Origin of the sequence: Streptomyces sp. NBC_00210 (assembly GCF_045160975.1) — a bacterium.
In the GTDB taxonomy this organism is placed as follows: Bacteria; Actinomycetota; Actinomycetes; order Streptomycetales; family Streptomycetaceae; genus Streptomyces.
This window is the reverse complement of sequence record NZ_CP108120.1, coordinates 5287501-5302396: the sequence shown is the minus strand read 5'-3', so window position 1 is coordinate 5302396 and position 14896 is coordinate 5287501. Positions and strand designations below refer to the sequence as shown.

Sequence of the window (14896 nt, the reverse complement as noted above, 5' to 3'; positions counted from 1 at the left end):
CGCTGGCTGCGGAGCGTCTCCCTGTTGCACCAGGCCCCGATGATCACCGGAGCCTCGGACTTGGCGACTTTCACCTCCTCCTCCCCAGTCGACAAGGTCCCCACCCCACCAACTTTCGAGGTTTCGCGTCCTCGAATCCCTGGCCGGGAGCACGGCAGTGCATTCGGTGAGGTACAGCTCTATCGCCATTCCTCACAACCGAACATAGCTCGCTCGGACGGGTGTCGGCACCCGCTACCAGCGCGTACTTCCATTCAGGGGTTTTTCGTCTCTCACTACCTGCAACGATGCAAGTTCCCCCTCAGTTCCGGTTGATTTCGAAGGAGAGCGGAGGCACAGCGACAACCGCCGCGCTCAGCCGCAGGTGTCCGGGACATCGCAGCCCGGCGGCCGCGCGGACCGCCCGCGCCGCCTCGACCAGCGAGGCCCCCGTCGTCATCAGATCGTCCACCAGCACCGCCCGGCCGCCCTCCAGAAGCCGTGCGCCGCCGGCCGTGACCTCCAGGGCCCCCGCCAGATTCGCCACCCGCTGGTGGGCCGTGAGGCCCGATTGATCGGCCACCTCCCGCCGCTGCCGCAGCACCGGGAGCGCCCTGGCATGCGTCCCCGTACGCCTCAGCTCCCCCGCGGCGGCCTGCGCCATCCGCCGCGCCGCATCATGCCCGCGCACCCTGACCGCACGCCGCGCCGACGGCATGGGTACGAGCAGCAGCGGACCCGATCCCGGTGCGGCACTGGGCATTGCGGCCCGCACCGCCCCGGCGAGCGCGACGCCCAGCGGCCGGGCCAGCCCCAGCGCGCCCCGCTCCTTGTGGGCCAGCAGCAGGGCACGTACCGCATCGGCATACGGTGCGGCGGCATGCACCTGAGGCAGGCCTGCGGGCTCGGGCACCGGCCTGGCCCGGCGCGCCCCGGCGCCGTACAGCGTCCGCGCACACTCCTCGCACAGCGGCGTACGAGGAGTGCCGCAGCCGCCACAGGCGAACGGCAGCACCAGACCGGAGATCTCCCTCCACCAGCCCCGCATGGCAACCACTGTGCCAACCGCCGAAGCGGCGTGCCACCCCTGTGGATAACTGTGCGAGACGGCTGCCGGACTACCCCGGGTAGACCGGCGACGAGCCGTTCTTGACCATTGTCTGCCAGTTGGCACCGGCCGGCAGCCGCACGATGCCGTCCTCCTCCGAGAACGCCACCAGCGGGCGGGTCTCGTCGTCCGACGCCGCGACCGCCGAGACGCGGTTCAGGCCGGGCAGAACGTTCGTGTCCGAAGTCGAGCCGTCCGTCTGCATATAGCGCACCTGCTGGACCCCGCCGGACTCCTTGCCGACCACCACAAGCCTGCTGGGGCCCGCCCAGGAAACGGCCGTCACCGTCTCCATCTGCGGTGCTGCGGGCCGCAGCTCCGCGACGGACACCACCTGGTTGTCCTTCGGCCCCTGGCGCTCCACGCGTCCGATCTTCAGCGTGGTCTTCCCGTCCTTGGTCAGCAGCAGCGCGATCCGTACACCGTCCGCCGAGACCTTGAGCGCCTCGATCCGCTCGCCGTCCAGGCCCGGGACGATCTTGACGATCTGCGGTCTGCCCGCGCCGCCCACCAGTCGCAGCAGCGCCTGATGGTCAGGGTCACGGTCGGCGACCCACAGATCGCCCCGGCCGTCCCAGCTCGGCGCCGAAAGGCGGTTGGCAGGGATGTTGCCCCTGCTCTGCACCACCGCGCCGCCCAGCTCGCCGTCCGCGATGATGGACGACACGTACAGGTGGCTGAAGTCCTTCGAGACCGCCGCCGCGGTGCGCTCGTCACGGGCCACCCCGACCACGCTGATCGGCAGCCCGCCGCTTCCGAACGGCCCCAGCACGTTCTCCGGCACGCTTATGTCCTTCGCGCCGCCCGCCAGCAGCGCCAGCCGGTTCTTGCTGTCGACGAAGTACTGGTTGATCGGCCTGCCCGAGACATGATCCTGCGCGTAACCCTCGGCCTGGCCGCTGTTGAGGACACACAGCTGCGAGCCGTTCGCGCGCTGCAGCTCCACCTGCTCGACCCGGGTGGAAGACAGCTCCCTCAGAGTGAACAGGATCTGAGCCGCCATCTTCGTGCACTGCGGGCGGCCCACATTCGACGCTTTCTCATTGAGCGGCACCTTCAGCCCGTTCCGGTCGTCGAACGTCAGCGACTTGGTGCCCTCCTTCAGCGCCGTACCGGTCGGGAGGGGCGACTCGACCACGGGCTTCAGCCAGTTCGTCGGCCCGTCGAGCAGCGCCTTGACCGACTGGGTCACGGGATCCATCCGGGTCACCGGATCGAGCCGCTGCCGTATGTAGACCGGGTCGGCCACCAGGACGTTCCGCCCGGAGGCGAAGTAGTACTTGTTGACCGAGAGGTAGTTGCGCTGGAAGTCGGACGCGCCGAGCACCAACCCCGGCTGCAGGTTGTCGATACGCCACTCCTTGCCGTCCGGGCCGCTCTGCTGCGACAGATGGATCGTCCGGCGGTAGTCGGTGGGCGTGACCGGCTGATAGGCGTGCTGGGAGTCCACCGTGGCGATCTGCTTGCCGACCAGCTGATAGTCCATCCCCGGGTTGTCCCTGCCGCCGAGGCTGGCCTGTCCCGGATCCGGCGCAGCCGACAGCACGGTGGTGCTCGCTTCCGGCCGCCACTTCTGCGATGTCTCCGGCGTCAGATACGTACGGGCGGTGGCGAAATTGGAATCGTCGCTGGTCATCGCCTCCAGGAAGCCCGTGACGATCTCGCTGGGCGTCGCTCCCTTGCGCGGTGGCACCGCATACACCCGCACCTGGGAGTCCGCGCGCTGGGACGCCTTCACGGCATGGATGTCACCGCTGTCGGGCATCGACGCACACCCTGCCAGCACGCCGGCGCAGCCGAGCAGCGCGAATGCGGTGAGCGCGCCTCGGCGTCCGCCGCGACGGGGGTCAGCGCCCACGAGTCGTGTCCTCCCGGTCCAAAGAAACCTGCTGTGCCGATTCGTCGTGCCGCTCCCCAGCGGGACGCGCCACCACCCGGGCGCCACTGCCCGGCAGCGCCGCCGGATTCACACCCGTGGGGGCCTTTCGGGGCGGCACCGGAGCAGCCGGCGGCACAGACAGCCGCGAGCGGTCCGTCACCGGCTGAGCGGGTACGGACGCCAACCGGTGCCCGTTCGTCTGCGGAACCACGGACTGGGCGCGCTCCCGGTTCTGCCGCGAGTCCTCCGGCTCCAGCGGTATCGGCGACCCGCGCAGCGGCTCGTCCGCCGTGCGCGGCAGGGTCAGCCGGAACTGCGAACCCCCACCGGGCTCGCCCCACGCCTGCAGCCAGCCGCCGTGCAGCCGGGCGTCCTCGACCGCGATCGAGAGACCGAGGCCCGTGCCGCCGGTGGTACGAGCGCGCGCCGGGTCGGCCCGCCAGAAGCGGTTGAAGACCCGGGTCGCCTCGCCCGGCTTCAGCCCCACCCCGTAGTCGCGCACGGCGATCGCGACGGCCCCACCGGCCGCTGCCATGCGCACCACCACGTCCCGGCCCTCGCCGTGCTCGACGGCGTTGACGACCAGGTTGCGCAGCACGCGCTCCACGCGCCGGGCGTCGGCCTCGGCCACGACCGGCTGCTCGTCGCCGATCACCCGTATCCGGCTGCCCTTGCGCTCGGCCAGCGGCTCGGCACCGCCGATCACCCGCCGTACCACCTCACGCAGATCTATCGGCTCGGCTTCCAGCGCCGCCGCACCCGCGTCGAAACGACTGATCTCGAGCAGATCGGAGAGCAGCGACTCGAAGCGGTCGAGCTGATCCCCGAGGAGCTCGGCGGAACGCGCCGTCACCGGGTCGAAGTCGATGCGCGCCTCATGAATGACATCGGCGGCCATCCGTACGGTCGTCAGCGGCGTACGCAGCTCGTGCGAGACGTCCGAGACGAAGCGCCGCTGCATGCGGGAGAGCTCCTCCAGCTGCTGGATCTTCAGCTGGAGGTTCTGCGCCATCTTGTTGAAGGCCTCGCCAAGCCTCGCGATGTCGTCCTCGCCGGTGACCTTCATCCGCTCCTGCAGGCGGCCCGCGGAGAGCCGCTCGGCGATCCCCGCGGCCATCCGTACGGGCGTGACGATCTGCCGCACCACCAGCCAGGCAATGGCCCCCAGCAGGACGACCACGAACAGCCCGGCCGTGGCGAGGGTCCCCCTGACCAGGCTGAGCGACTGCTCCTCCTGAGCCAGCGGGAAGAGGTAGTAGAGCTCGTAGGGATTGCCCTCGATGTCGTTCAGCCGCGTGCCGACGACCAGCCCGGGCTCCGGTTCGTGCTCATCGTTGTTGTACTTGATCCGGATGTACGTCTCGTACGTCCCGGTCCCCTTGTCGACCGCTTCCCGCAGGTCCTCGGGGATGCTCGCGAAGTCCACGCTCCCCGAGGTCCGGGGGCCGCGGCTGGAGCCCGCGTCCTCGGAGTCGGCGCTCAGCGCCACCACGTTGAACGCACCCTGGCCACCACTGGCGAGCTGCTCCACCAGATCGGACCGCCAGGAGCTCCGGGCCGTCCTGCCGTCGGTGGCGGCACCGTCCTGGCCGCCGGGCCGGGTGGGCGCGTTCGCCTTCTCCCGGGCCACGGCGAAGCCGCCGGCGGCCTGACTCTGGGCGGCCCTGCCCTTGGCGTCGAGCAGCCCGTTGCGCACCTGCCCGATGACGACAAGCCCGAGCAGCAGCACCACGCCGAGCGACATCAGCAGGGTGGTCGCGACCACCCTGAGCTGGATGTTCCGCCGCCACAGCCGGATCGCCGGCAGCAGCGGGCGGCGCACCCAGCGCGCGACGAGCCGCAGAATCGGGCCCCCCGGCGCACTGTCCTGGAGCTGCCGTCCGCCCTGGAGCAGACGGCCGAATCGCGAGTGGTCATGCCCCGGTCCGGCAGCCCGCCCCGTACGGACTCCCGGTTCTCCGGGCTTCGGAGCAACACTGCTTCGGGGCATGTCAGCTCGGCCCGGCCTTGTACCCGACACCACGGACGGTCACCACGATCTCCGGGCGCTCCGGGTCCTTCTCGACCTTGGACCGCAAACGCTGTACATGCACATTGACCAGCCTGGTGTCCGCGGCGTGGCGGTAGCCCCACACCTGCTCGAGCAACACCTCGCGGGTGAACACCTGCCAGGGCTTGCGGGCGAGCGCGACCAGCAGGTCGAACTCGAGCGGGGTCAGGGCGATCGACTCCCCGTCCCGCTTCACGGAGTGACCTGCCACATCGATGACCAGGTCCCCGATCGTCAGCTGCTCCGGCGCCGGCTCCTCCGACCTCCTCAGCCGCGCCCGGATCCGGGCGACCAGCTCCTTCGGCTTGAACGGTTTGACGATGTAGTCATCGGCCCCGGACTCCAGGCCGACCACCACATCCACGGTGTCGCTCTTGGCGGTGAGCATCACGATGGGCACGCCGGACTCGGCCCTGATCAGCCGGCACACCTCGATGCCGTCCCGTCCGGGCAGCATGAGATCCAGCAGTACAAGATCCGGCTTGGCCTCACGGAAAGCGGCAAGTGCCTTGTCACCGTCCGCTACGAACGACGGCTCGAAACCTTCACCACGCAGCACAATCCCGAGCATCTCGGCCAGTGCGGTGTCGTCGTCGACGACAAGGACTCGTCCCTTCATATTCGACATCATCCCATTAGCTAATCGTTACCTGGCGTGACCTGGCACACAGCTCCGCTATTCCACCCCCGGTGACCGGGGACAACGCTCCCTGCTCGGTGACGATCGCCGTCACCAGATCCGGGGGTGTGACATCAAAAGCCGGGTTGTACGCCTGCGTGCCCAACGGCGCAACCTGCAGCCCTCCACTCACTCCTCCAGCCGCCGTCGTATGCGGCGCAGAGACCTCCGTGACCTCCTGTCCAGGCCGTTGCTCCACCTCTATCGACGCACCGTTCGGCGTGCTCAGGTCCATCGTCGTCGTCGGCGCGACCACGATGAACGGCACACGGTGGTACTTCGCCAGCACCGCGAGGGGGTAGCTCCCCACCTTGTTCGCCACCGAGCCGTCGGCGGCGATCCGGTCGGCCCCGATCAGTACCGCATCCACCTCTCCCGCCGCGAAGAGCGATCCCGCAGCATTGTCCGTGAGCAATGTGTACGGCATTCCGCTCCGCGCCGCCTCATATGCGGTCAGCCTCGCACCTTGCAGCAAGGGCCTCGTCTCGTCCACCCACAGCCGCCGCAGGCGGCCCGCGCGGTGCGCCGTGAGCGCGACGGCGAACGCGGTGCCCTCCCCGCCGGAGACCAGCGCCCCGGTATTGCAGTGGGTGAGAATCCGGTGCCCGCCGCCCGGCAGCAGTTCGTCGAGCAGCACCAGGCCCTGCTCGGCCATCCGGGCGCTGGCCTCGGCATCCTCCCGGTGCAGCGCCTTGGCCGCGGCGAGCGCCGCCTGTGCCGCCTGCTCCGCGTCCCCGCCCTTGCCCACCGCCGCCCGGTAGGCGGCCGCCGCCCGCCGCACGCCGTACCCCAGGTTCACCGCGGTGGGCCGCGCCCCCTCCAGCAGCGCCACCGCCTCGTCCACGTCGTAACCCCGCTCGGCGGCGAGAGCCACCCCATAGGCGCCGGCGATGCCCAGCAGCGGCGCCCCGCGCACGGCGAGCGTCTGGATCGCCAGCACCAGGGCAGGCACATCTGTGCAGACCAGCTCGATCTCCTCGGCAGGCAGCCGGGTCTGGTCGAGAAGCACCAGCACGGGCCCCTCCGGCGGCTCGTCCCAGCGCAATGCCGGAAGCGCGGGAGGCTCGGTCCCGACCGGGTTTTGTATGAACTGATCAGCCATCCGCCCAGTCTGCCCGGTGAGCGACCGACAATGAAGGTGCGAAGGAGATAGAGGCCCCCGCCCACCAGCAAGCCACGCGTGGCACGATGGCTGCCAACCTGCCGCCCCGCCAAGGGGCCGGGCACCGTGAACGTGCTGGTTCGCCGAACCGGCCCCGCGACCAATCCATGAGGTGGACGACCGTGAATGACACTCCGGGCTGGGCCTCGCCCGGATCTGCTCCCTCCGACGGGCAGGACGCAGGTGTGCCCCGGCCCACCGAGCCCGCCGACGAGAGCGGCCCCGCCTCGAAGTGGTCCAAGGAGCAGCCGCCCCCAGGACAGTGGTCCCCGCCCACCGCCCACGGTGCGAACCGCCCGCCTGCGCCGCCTCCCGCCCCCGGCTGGGGCGGCGGTCAGCCGAACAGCAACTGGGGCCGGCCACCGGCCGCCAAGCCCGGCGTCATCCCGCTCCGGCCGCTGGGTGTCGGGGAGATCCTCGACGGTGCGGTTTCGACATTGCGCGCTCACTGGCGCACGGTGCTGGGCGTCACGATCACCGTCTCGGTGATCTCCCAGATCTGCAACATCCTCGTCGAGCGCTACCTGCTGCCGGACCCGCCCGAGGTCGACCCGGACGCGACCCCCTCGGAAGCGCTGCGGCAGTCCGTGGATTCGCTGCAGTCCAGCCTGCTCGCCATGGGCCCGTCCCTGATCATCACGCTGATCGCCACACTCTTTACGACGGCCCTTCTCACGGTGGTGATCAGCCGCTCGGTGCTGGGCCGCCCGGTAACGCTCTCCGACGCCTGGCAGGAGGCACGGCCCCGGCTGCCCCAACTGCTCGGCCTGACCGTGCTGTTGCCCGCCATGAGCGCAGCCATCATGACCGTGGCGATTCTGCCCGGCCTGCTGCTGGGCACCGCTGCGGGAATCGCGCTGTCCGTGATCCTGGGCCTCGTGGCCTGCGTCGTCATCCTCTGGCTGATGATCCGGTTCGTCCTCGCCTCTCCCGCGCTGATGCTGGAGCGCCAGGGTGTGATCGCCTCCCTGCGCCGCTCCGCCAAGCTGGTCCAGGGTGCCTGGTGGCGGACCTTCGGCATCGTGGCGCTGACGCTGCTGCTGACCCTGCTGGTGGCGATGATCATCGCGGTGCCGTTCAGCCTGATCGCGTTCGCGGTGGACGGCAGCGCATTCAGCGACCTGTTCTCCGGAAACAACCCCGACTTCGGCTGGCCGTTCCTGATCATCACGGGTATCGGCTCGGTCATCGCATCGTCCATCACGTACCCCATCTCCGCCGGCGTGACCGTCCTCCTCTACATCGACCAGCGCATCCGCCGCGAGGCCCTCGACCTGGAACTCGCACGGGCCGCGGGCGTCCCCGGCTACGGCTCCGGGCGTCCGGGCGACAGCTCCGCCAGGAGCTGATGCGGTGTCCACCACGGGGGGCGTGATGACGGCGCGGGTGCTGATCCGCACAAGCGACGACGTACCGGTGGACACTCCCCGCATCCCCGCCCGGGAGGCGGCGGAGCGGGAGCTGTCCAAGCCGATGTACCACGAGAACGACCCGAGCCTGCTCCAGCGCGCGCTCGACCGCTTCTGGGACTGGGTCGGCGGCCTCTTCGACTCCGCATCCGGGGCCGCCCCCGGTGGCCCACTCGGCCTCGTCGTCATCGTCCTGCTGGTCATCGGCCTGGTCGCTGCCCTCTGGTGGCGTCTCGGCACACCGCGGCGCACTCCTGGCTCCGCGGACTCCCTCTTCGACGACAGCCCGCGCAGCGCATCCGAACACCGCGCCGCCGCCGAGGACCACGCCGCCGCCGGACGCTGGAACCAGGCCGTCCAAGAACGCATGCGAGCCATCGTCCGCGCTCTGGAGGAGCGGGCTCTCCTCGACCCGCGGCCCGGCCGCACCGCCGACGAGGCAGCCGCCGAAGCCGGCCGCTCCCTGCCGGGCCACGCCGACGGACTGCGCACCTCCGCCAGGGAGTTCGACGACGTCACATACGGCGGCCGCACCGCCGACCGGCAGGCATATCTGCGTCTGCGAGATCTGGACCTGGAACTGGAGCGCGCCAAGCCCCAACTGAGCGACGCGGCCCAAGGAGCAGGGCAATGACCGGGACCACCGTCAGCGCCACTTCGACGGCTCCTACCAGCCGCCAGGTGTGGACCCGCACCCGCGGCCTGCTGCTCGCGCTCATCATCCTCGTAGCAGCCGGGATCGCCATGGCCGCGCTGCGCTCCGGAGACCAGCACGGCCGCCTCGACCCCCGCTCCGCCGACCGCTACGGCAGCCGCGCCGTCGCCGAACTCCTCAAGGACCGTGGTGTCTCCACCCGTGTGGTCACCACTCTCGACGAGGCCGCCACGGCGACAGGCCCCGATGTCACCCTTCTCGTCACCGCCCCTGACCTGCTGACGGAACGCCAGCAACAGGCTCTGCGTACCGCGGCGGCCAACTCCGGCGGACGCACGGTCCTTCTTTCCGCCGACAGCAGCTCGCTCGACACACTGGCCCCCGGCGTCCGCAGCGAAGTCCCGGCGCCGGTCGCGGCACGCGACCCCCAGTGCTCCCTGCCCGCGGCGCAGCGAGCCGGCAGTGCCGAACTCGGCGGTGAGCGGTACTCCACCCAGAAGCCCGGCGCCGACAGTTGCTACCCGAGCGATGGCCTGCCCACCCTCCTGAGGATCGACGACCCCGGCAGCGGGGACACCGTCCTGCTCGGTTCCCCTGACATCCTCTACAACGAACGCCTGGACAAGCACGGCAACGCCTCCCTCGCCCTCCAACTCCTCGGTTCGCGCACCCATCTGGTCTGGTACCTCCCCTCACTCAGCGACACCTCCGCCGCACAAGACGGCACCGACGGCGACAGCTCGTTCCTCGACCTTGTCCCGGCAGGCTGGCTCTGGGGGACACTCCAGCTCGCCATCGCCGCCGTCCTGGCGGCCATTTGGCGCGCCCGCCGACTGGGCCCCCTGGTCACCGAACGGCTCCCCGTGGCCATCCGCGCATCCGAGTCCACCGAGGGCCGCGCCCGCCTCTACCGCAAGGTGAACGCCCGCGACCGTGCGGCTGCGACCTTGCGCTCGGCCACCCGCGCCCGCCTCGCCCCACTGCTCGGCGTCCCACCTGCCGACGCCCACTCCCCCGAAGCCCTGCTTCCGGCCGTCTCGGCCCACCTCCCCAATAACGACCGGGACCTCAAGAACCTGCTCTTCGGCCCGGCACCCGCCGACGACACTGCTCTCATCCGCCTGGCTGACCAACTCGACGCCCTCGAAAGAGAGGTACGCACTTCATGAGCGCCCCGACCCCCGAGACGGCTGAGAACTCGGACCGCGCCCGGACCTCCCTGGAGGCTCTGCGCACCGAGATCGCCAAGGCCGTGGTCGGCCAGGACCCCGCTGTCACCGGGCTCGTCGTGGCCCTGCTCTGCCGTGGCCACGTCCTCCTCGAAGGAGTACCGGGCGTCGCCAAGACACTCCTGGTTCGCACCCTGGCGGCCTCCCTCGAACTCGACACCAAGCGCGTCCAGTTCACCCCCGATCTCATGCCGAGCGACGTCACCGGCTCGCTCGTCTACGACGCACGCACCGCCGAGTTTTCGTTCCAACCCGGCCCCGTCTTCACCAACTTGCTTCTCGCCGACGAGATCAACCGCACGCCGCCCAAGACCCAGTCATCGCTCCTGGAGGCAATGGAGGAGCGCCAGGTCACCGTGGACGGCACACCCCGCCTGCTGCCCGAGCCGTTCCTGGTCGCCGCAACCCAGAACCCGGTTGAGTACGAAGGCACTTACCCCCTGCCGGAAGCCCAACTGGATCGCTTCCTCCTCAAACTGACGGTCCCGCTGCCCAGCCGCGAGGACGAGATCAACGTCCTGACCCGGCACGCCGAGGGCTTCAATCCTCGCGACCTGCAGGCTGCGGGCGTGCGCCCCGTCGCCGGACCGGCCGACCTGGAAGCGGCTCGTGCCGCCGTCGCCAAGACCTCGGTCTCCGCCGAAATCGCCGGCTACGTCGTCGATATCTGCCGTGCCACGCGTGAATCCCCCTCACTCACCCTCGGTGTGTCCCCCCGAGGCGCAACAGCCCTGCTCTCCACCGCCCGAGCATGGGCGTGGCTCACCGGCCGCGACTACGTCATCCCCGACGATGTGAAGGCCCTGGCCCTGCCCACCCTGCGCCACCGGATCCAGCTCCGGCCCGAAGCGGAGATGGAAGGAGTCACCCCAGACTCCGTCATCACCGCGATCCTCACCCACGTGCCCGTCCCCCGCTGAGGAGCTGCCCCATGGCCCTCACCGGACGAACCGCACTCCTCGCCGCTCTCGGCTCTCTCCCCGTGGGCATCCTGGCCCCGAGCTGGACCGGGATGCTCGCTGTCAATGCGCCTCTTTCACTGGCAATCTTGTGCGACTACGTCCTCGCCGCGCCAGTGCGAACGCTCCAATTCACCCGAAGCGGTGACACATCAGTTCGACTGGGTGACGGTGCCGAAGTCCAACTGACCGTCACCAACCCCTCAAACCGCCGCCTGCGCGCCCACCTTCGGGACGCGTGGCCCCCGAGCAGCTGGCACAGCGGCACCGAACAGGCCGCCTCCCGCCACATGCTGACCGTCCCCGCCGGCGAACGCCGTCGGCTCACCACGGTCCTGCGCCCCACGCGTCGCGGCGACCGCCACGCAGAACGGGTCACCGTCCGCTCTTACGGCCCACTCGGCCTCGCCGCCCGCCAGGGCAACCACAGAGTCCCCTGGACCGTTCGCGTCCTGCCGCCCTTCACCAGTCGCAAGCATCTGCCCTCCAGACTGGCCAGGCTGCGCGAGCTCGACGGCCGCACCAGCGTCCTGATCCGCGGCCAGGGCACCGAATTCGACAGCCTTCGCGACTACGTCCCCGGCGACGACACCCGTTCCATCGACTGGCGCGCCACCGCCCGCCAGACCACGGTCGCCGTACGCACCTGGCGACCCGAACGCGACCGCCACATCCTCGTCGTACTCGACACCGGCCGCACCTCGGCCGGCCGCGTCGGAGATGTCCCGCGCCTCGACGCGGCCATGGACGCCGCTCTGCTCCTCACAGCACTGGCCTCACGCGCAGGCGACCGTGTGGACCTCCTCGCCTACGACCGCCGCATCCGCGCCCAGGTCCAGGGCCGCTCCGGCGGTGACCTGCTGCCCGCGCTGGTCAACGCGCTCGCTCCGCTGGAACCCGAACTCGTCGAAACCGACGCCCGCGGCCTCAGCGCCGCCGCGCTCACCAGCGCCCCGCGCCGTTCCCTGATCGTGCTGCTCACCAGCCTCGACGCCGCGCCCATCGAAGAGGGACTACTCCCTGTCCTCCCGCAGCTCACACAACGGCACACCGTGCTCGTGGCTTCGGTGGCAGACCCTCACATCCAGCAGATGTCCACGTCCCGCGGCACTATCGATGCGGTGTACGAGGCGGCGGCGGGCACCCAGGCACAAGCTCAGCGCCGCCGAACGGCAGAACAGCTTCAACGGCACGGCGTTACGGTCGTCGACGCCACCCCGGACAACCTCGCACCGGCCCTCGCGGATGCTTACCTCGCGCTGAAGGCTGCTGGTCGCCTCTGAGAGGGCCCGGGTATTGGATTTCGGATTGGATGCCGCGCGGCCGACACATGAGGGTCGGGCTATTTGGCCTCTGAACGCAGAAAAGCCCCGCACCAGAAGGTGCGGGGCTTTCCCACAATAATTGTTCGGCGGCGTCCTACTCTCCCACAGGGTCCCCCCTGCAGTACCATCGGCGCTGAAAGGCTTAGCTTCCGGGTTCGGAATGTAACCGGGCGTTTCCCTAACGCAATGACCACCGAAACTCTATGAAAATATTGAACTCCAGCCGGCCAAAAGGCGAGTTCGTTACTTCAGAACATACACAGTGGACGCGAGCAACTGAGGACAAGCCCTCGGCCTATTAGTACCAGTCAGCTCCACCCCTTACAGGGCTTCCACATCTGGCCTATCAACCCAGTCGTCTACTGGGAGCCTTAACCCCTCAAAGGGGGTGGGAGTCCTCATCTCGAAGCAGGCTTCCCGCTTAGATGCTTTCAGCGGTTATCCTTTCCGAACGTAGCCAACCAGCCATGCCCTTGGCAGGACAACTGGCACACCAGAGGTTCGTCCGTCCCGGTCCTCTCGTACTAGGGACAGCCCTTCTCAAGACTCCTACGCGCACAGCGGATAGGGACCGAACTGTCTCACGACGTTCTAAACCCAGCTCGCGTACCGCTTTAATGGGCGAACAGCCCAACCCTTGGGACCGACTCCAGCCCCAGGATGCGACGAGCCGACATCGAGGTGCCAAACCATCCCGTCGATATGGACTCTTGGGGAAGATCAGCCTGTTATCCCCGGGGTACCTTTTATCCGTTGAGCGACGGCGCTTCCACAAGCCACCGCCGGATCACTAGTCCCGACTTTCGTCCCTGCTCGACCCGTCGGTCTCACAGTCAAGCTCCCTTGTGCACTTACACTCAACACCTGATTGCCAACCAGGCTGAGGGAACCTTTGGGCGCCTCCGTTACCCTTTGGGAGGCAACCGCCCCAGTTAAACTACCCATCAGACACTGTCCCTGATCCGGATCACGGACCCAGGTTAGACATCCAGCACGACCAGAGTGGTATTTCAACGACGACTCCACCTGAACTGGCGTCCAAGCTTCACAGTCTCCCACCTATCCTACACAAGCCGAACCGAACACCAATATCAAACTGTAGTAAAGGTCCCGGGGTCTTTCCGTCCTGCTGCGCGAAACGAGCATCTTTACTCGTAGTGCAATTTCACCGGGCCTATGGTTGAGACAGTCGAGAAGTCGTTACGCCATTCGTGCAGGTCGGAACTTACCCGACAAGGAATTTCGCTACCTTAGGATGGTTATAGTTACCACCGCCGTTTACTGGCGCTTAAGTTCTCAGCTTCGCCACACCGAAATGTGACTAACCGGTCCCCTTAACGTTCCAGCACCGGGCAGGCGTCAGTCCGTATACATCGCCTTACGGCTTCGCACGGACCTGTGTTTTTAGTAAACAGTCGCTTCTCGCTGGTCTCTGCGGCCACCCCCAGCTCACCGAGTAAATCGGATCACCAGTGATGGCCCCCTTCTCCCGAAGTTACGGGGGCATTTTGCCGAGTTCCTTAACCATAGTTCACCCGAACGCCTCGGTATTCTCTACCTGACCACCTGAGTCGGTTTAGGGTACGGGCCGCCATGAAACTCGCTAGAGGCTTTTCTCGACAGCATAGGATCATCCACTTCACCACAATCGGCTCGGCATCAGGTCTCAGCCTCAATGTGTGACGGATTTGCCTATCACACGGCCTACACCCTTACCCCGGGACAACCACCGCCCGGGCTGGACTACCTTCCTGCGTCACCCCATCGCTTACCTACTACCACCTTGGGCCGGCGGCTCCACCACTCCCCTTCACCCGAAGGCTCCAGGGCGGCTTCACGGCCTTAGCATTAATGGGCTCGATACTGGGCGTTTCAAAGCGGGTACCGGAATATCAACCGGTTGTCCATCGACTACGCCTGTCGGCCTCGCCTTAGGTCCCGACTTACCCTGGGCAGATCAGCTTGACCCAGGAACCCTTAGTCAATCGGCGCACACGTTTCTCACGTGTGTATCGCTACTCATGCCTGCATTCTCACTCGTGAACCGTCCACAACTCGCTTCCGCGGCTGCTTCACCCGGCACACGACGCTCCCCTACCCATCCCAGCGGGCGTTGGCCCTCATGCTGAAATGACACGACTTCGGCGGTACGCTTGAGCCCCGCTACATTGTCGGCGCGGAATCACTTGACCAGTGAGCTATTACGCACTCTTTCAAGGGTGGCTGCTTCTAAGCCAACCTCCTGGTTGTCTCTGCGACTCCACATCCTTTCCCACTTAGCGTACGCTTAGGGGCCTTAGTCGATGCTCTGGGCTGTTTCCCTCTCGACCATGGAGCTTATCCCCCACAGTCTCACTGCCGCGCTCTCACTTACCGGCATTCGGAGTTTGGCTAAGGTCAGTAACCCGGTAGGGCCCATCGCCTATCCAGTGCTCTACCTCCGGCAAGAAACACACGACGCT

The 14896-nt window shown here is 68.1% G+C and carries 10 protein-coding genes and 2 rRNA genes (1 of these 12 cut by a window edge); 5 read left to right on the top strand and 7 right to left on the bottom strand.

The window, feature by feature from the left end; genetic code table 11:
* Nucleotides 1–301 precede the first annotated feature (301 nt).
* The 5 genes from OG729_RS24015 to mtnA all read right to left on the bottom strand — a co-directional run bounded on the left by OG729_RS24015 (nucleotide 302) and on the right by mtnA (nucleotide 6797).
* Nucleotides 302–1027 carry a ComF family protein gene (locus tag OG729_RS24015; protein WP_405808053.1) on the bottom strand — a complete coding sequence of 242 codons (726 nt, stop codon included), beginning with the start codon at nucleotides 1025–1027 and terminating at the stop codon, nucleotides 302–304.
* A gap of 70 nt (nucleotides 1028–1097) precedes the next feature.
* The gene (locus tag OG729_RS24010; protein WP_405808052.1) at nucleotides 1098–2945 is read right to left on the bottom strand and encodes an LpqB family beta-propeller domain-containing protein; all 1848 of its coding nucleotides are present in this window, start codon (nucleotides 2943–2945) and stop codon (nucleotides 1098–1100) included.
* Complete coding sequence (mtrB, locus tag OG729_RS24005; protein WP_405808051.1) at nucleotides 2935–4956, bottom strand: MtrAB system histidine kinase MtrB; 2022 nt, start codon at nucleotides 4954–4956, stop codon at nucleotides 2935–2937. The genes OG729_RS24010 and mtrB overlap by 11 nt, the downstream gene beginning before the upstream one ends.
* 1 nt (nucleotide 4957) lies before the next feature.
* Nucleotides 4958–5647 carry a two-component system response regulator MtrA gene (mtrA, locus tag OG729_RS24000; protein ID WP_405808050.1) on the bottom strand — a complete coding sequence of 230 codons (690 nt, stop codon included), beginning with the start codon at nucleotides 5645–5647 and terminating at the stop codon, nucleotides 4958–4960.
* Between the two features lie 4 nt (nucleotides 5648–5651).
* Nucleotides 5652–6797, bottom strand: a complete 1146-nt coding sequence (gene mtnA, locus OG729_RS23995; RefSeq protein WP_405808049.1) for an S-methyl-5-thioribose-1-phosphate isomerase — start codon at nucleotides 6795–6797, stop codon at nucleotides 5652–5654.
* Between the two features lie 182 nt (nucleotides 6798–6979).
* Between mtnA and OG729_RS23990 the strand changes: the two genes are divergently transcribed.
* The 5 genes from OG729_RS23990 to OG729_RS23970 are packed head-to-tail and all read left to right on the top strand — an operon-like array spanning nucleotide 6980 to nucleotide 12392.
* Nucleotides 6980–8206, top strand: coding sequence for a hypothetical protein (locus OG729_RS23990; RefSeq protein WP_405808048.1), 1227 nt, complete (start codon nucleotides 6980–6982; stop codon nucleotides 8204–8206).
* A 4-nt stretch (nucleotides 8207–8210) separates the two neighbouring features.
* Nucleotides 8211–8900, top strand: coding sequence for a DUF4129 domain-containing protein (locus OG729_RS23985; protein WP_405808047.1), 690 nt, complete (start codon nucleotides 8211–8213; stop codon nucleotides 8898–8900).
* The gene (locus OG729_RS23980) at nucleotides 8897–10090 is read left to right on the top strand and encodes a DUF4350 domain-containing protein (protein ID WP_405808046.1); all 1194 of its coding nucleotides are present in this window, start codon (nucleotides 8897–8899) and stop codon (nucleotides 10088–10090) included. The genes OG729_RS23985 and OG729_RS23980 overlap by 4 nt, the downstream gene beginning before the upstream one ends.
* Nucleotides 10087–11070, top strand: coding sequence for a MoxR family ATPase (locus OG729_RS23975; protein WP_360883200.1), 984 nt, complete (start codon nucleotides 10087–10089; stop codon nucleotides 11068–11070). The genes OG729_RS23980 and OG729_RS23975 overlap by 4 nt, the downstream gene beginning before the upstream one ends.
* 11 nt (nucleotides 11071–11081) lie before the next feature.
* Complete coding sequence (locus tag OG729_RS23970) at nucleotides 11082–12392, top strand: DUF58 domain-containing protein (protein ID WP_405808045.1); 1311 nt, start codon at nucleotides 11082–11084, stop codon at nucleotides 12390–12392.
* Between the two features lie 123 nt (nucleotides 12393–12515).
* On the opposite strand, the gene rrf is transcribed toward OG729_RS23970, so the two are convergent.
* Both rrf and OG729_RS23960 read right to left on the bottom strand, forming a co-directional pair.
* A 5S ribosomal RNA gene (gene rrf / locus OG729_RS23965) occupies nucleotides 12516–12632 on the bottom strand.
* A gap of 80 nt (nucleotides 12633–12712) precedes the next feature.
* Nucleotides 12713–14896: ribosomal RNA gene (locus tag OG729_RS23960) — 23S ribosomal RNA — on the bottom strand (it continues 939 nt past the right edge of the window).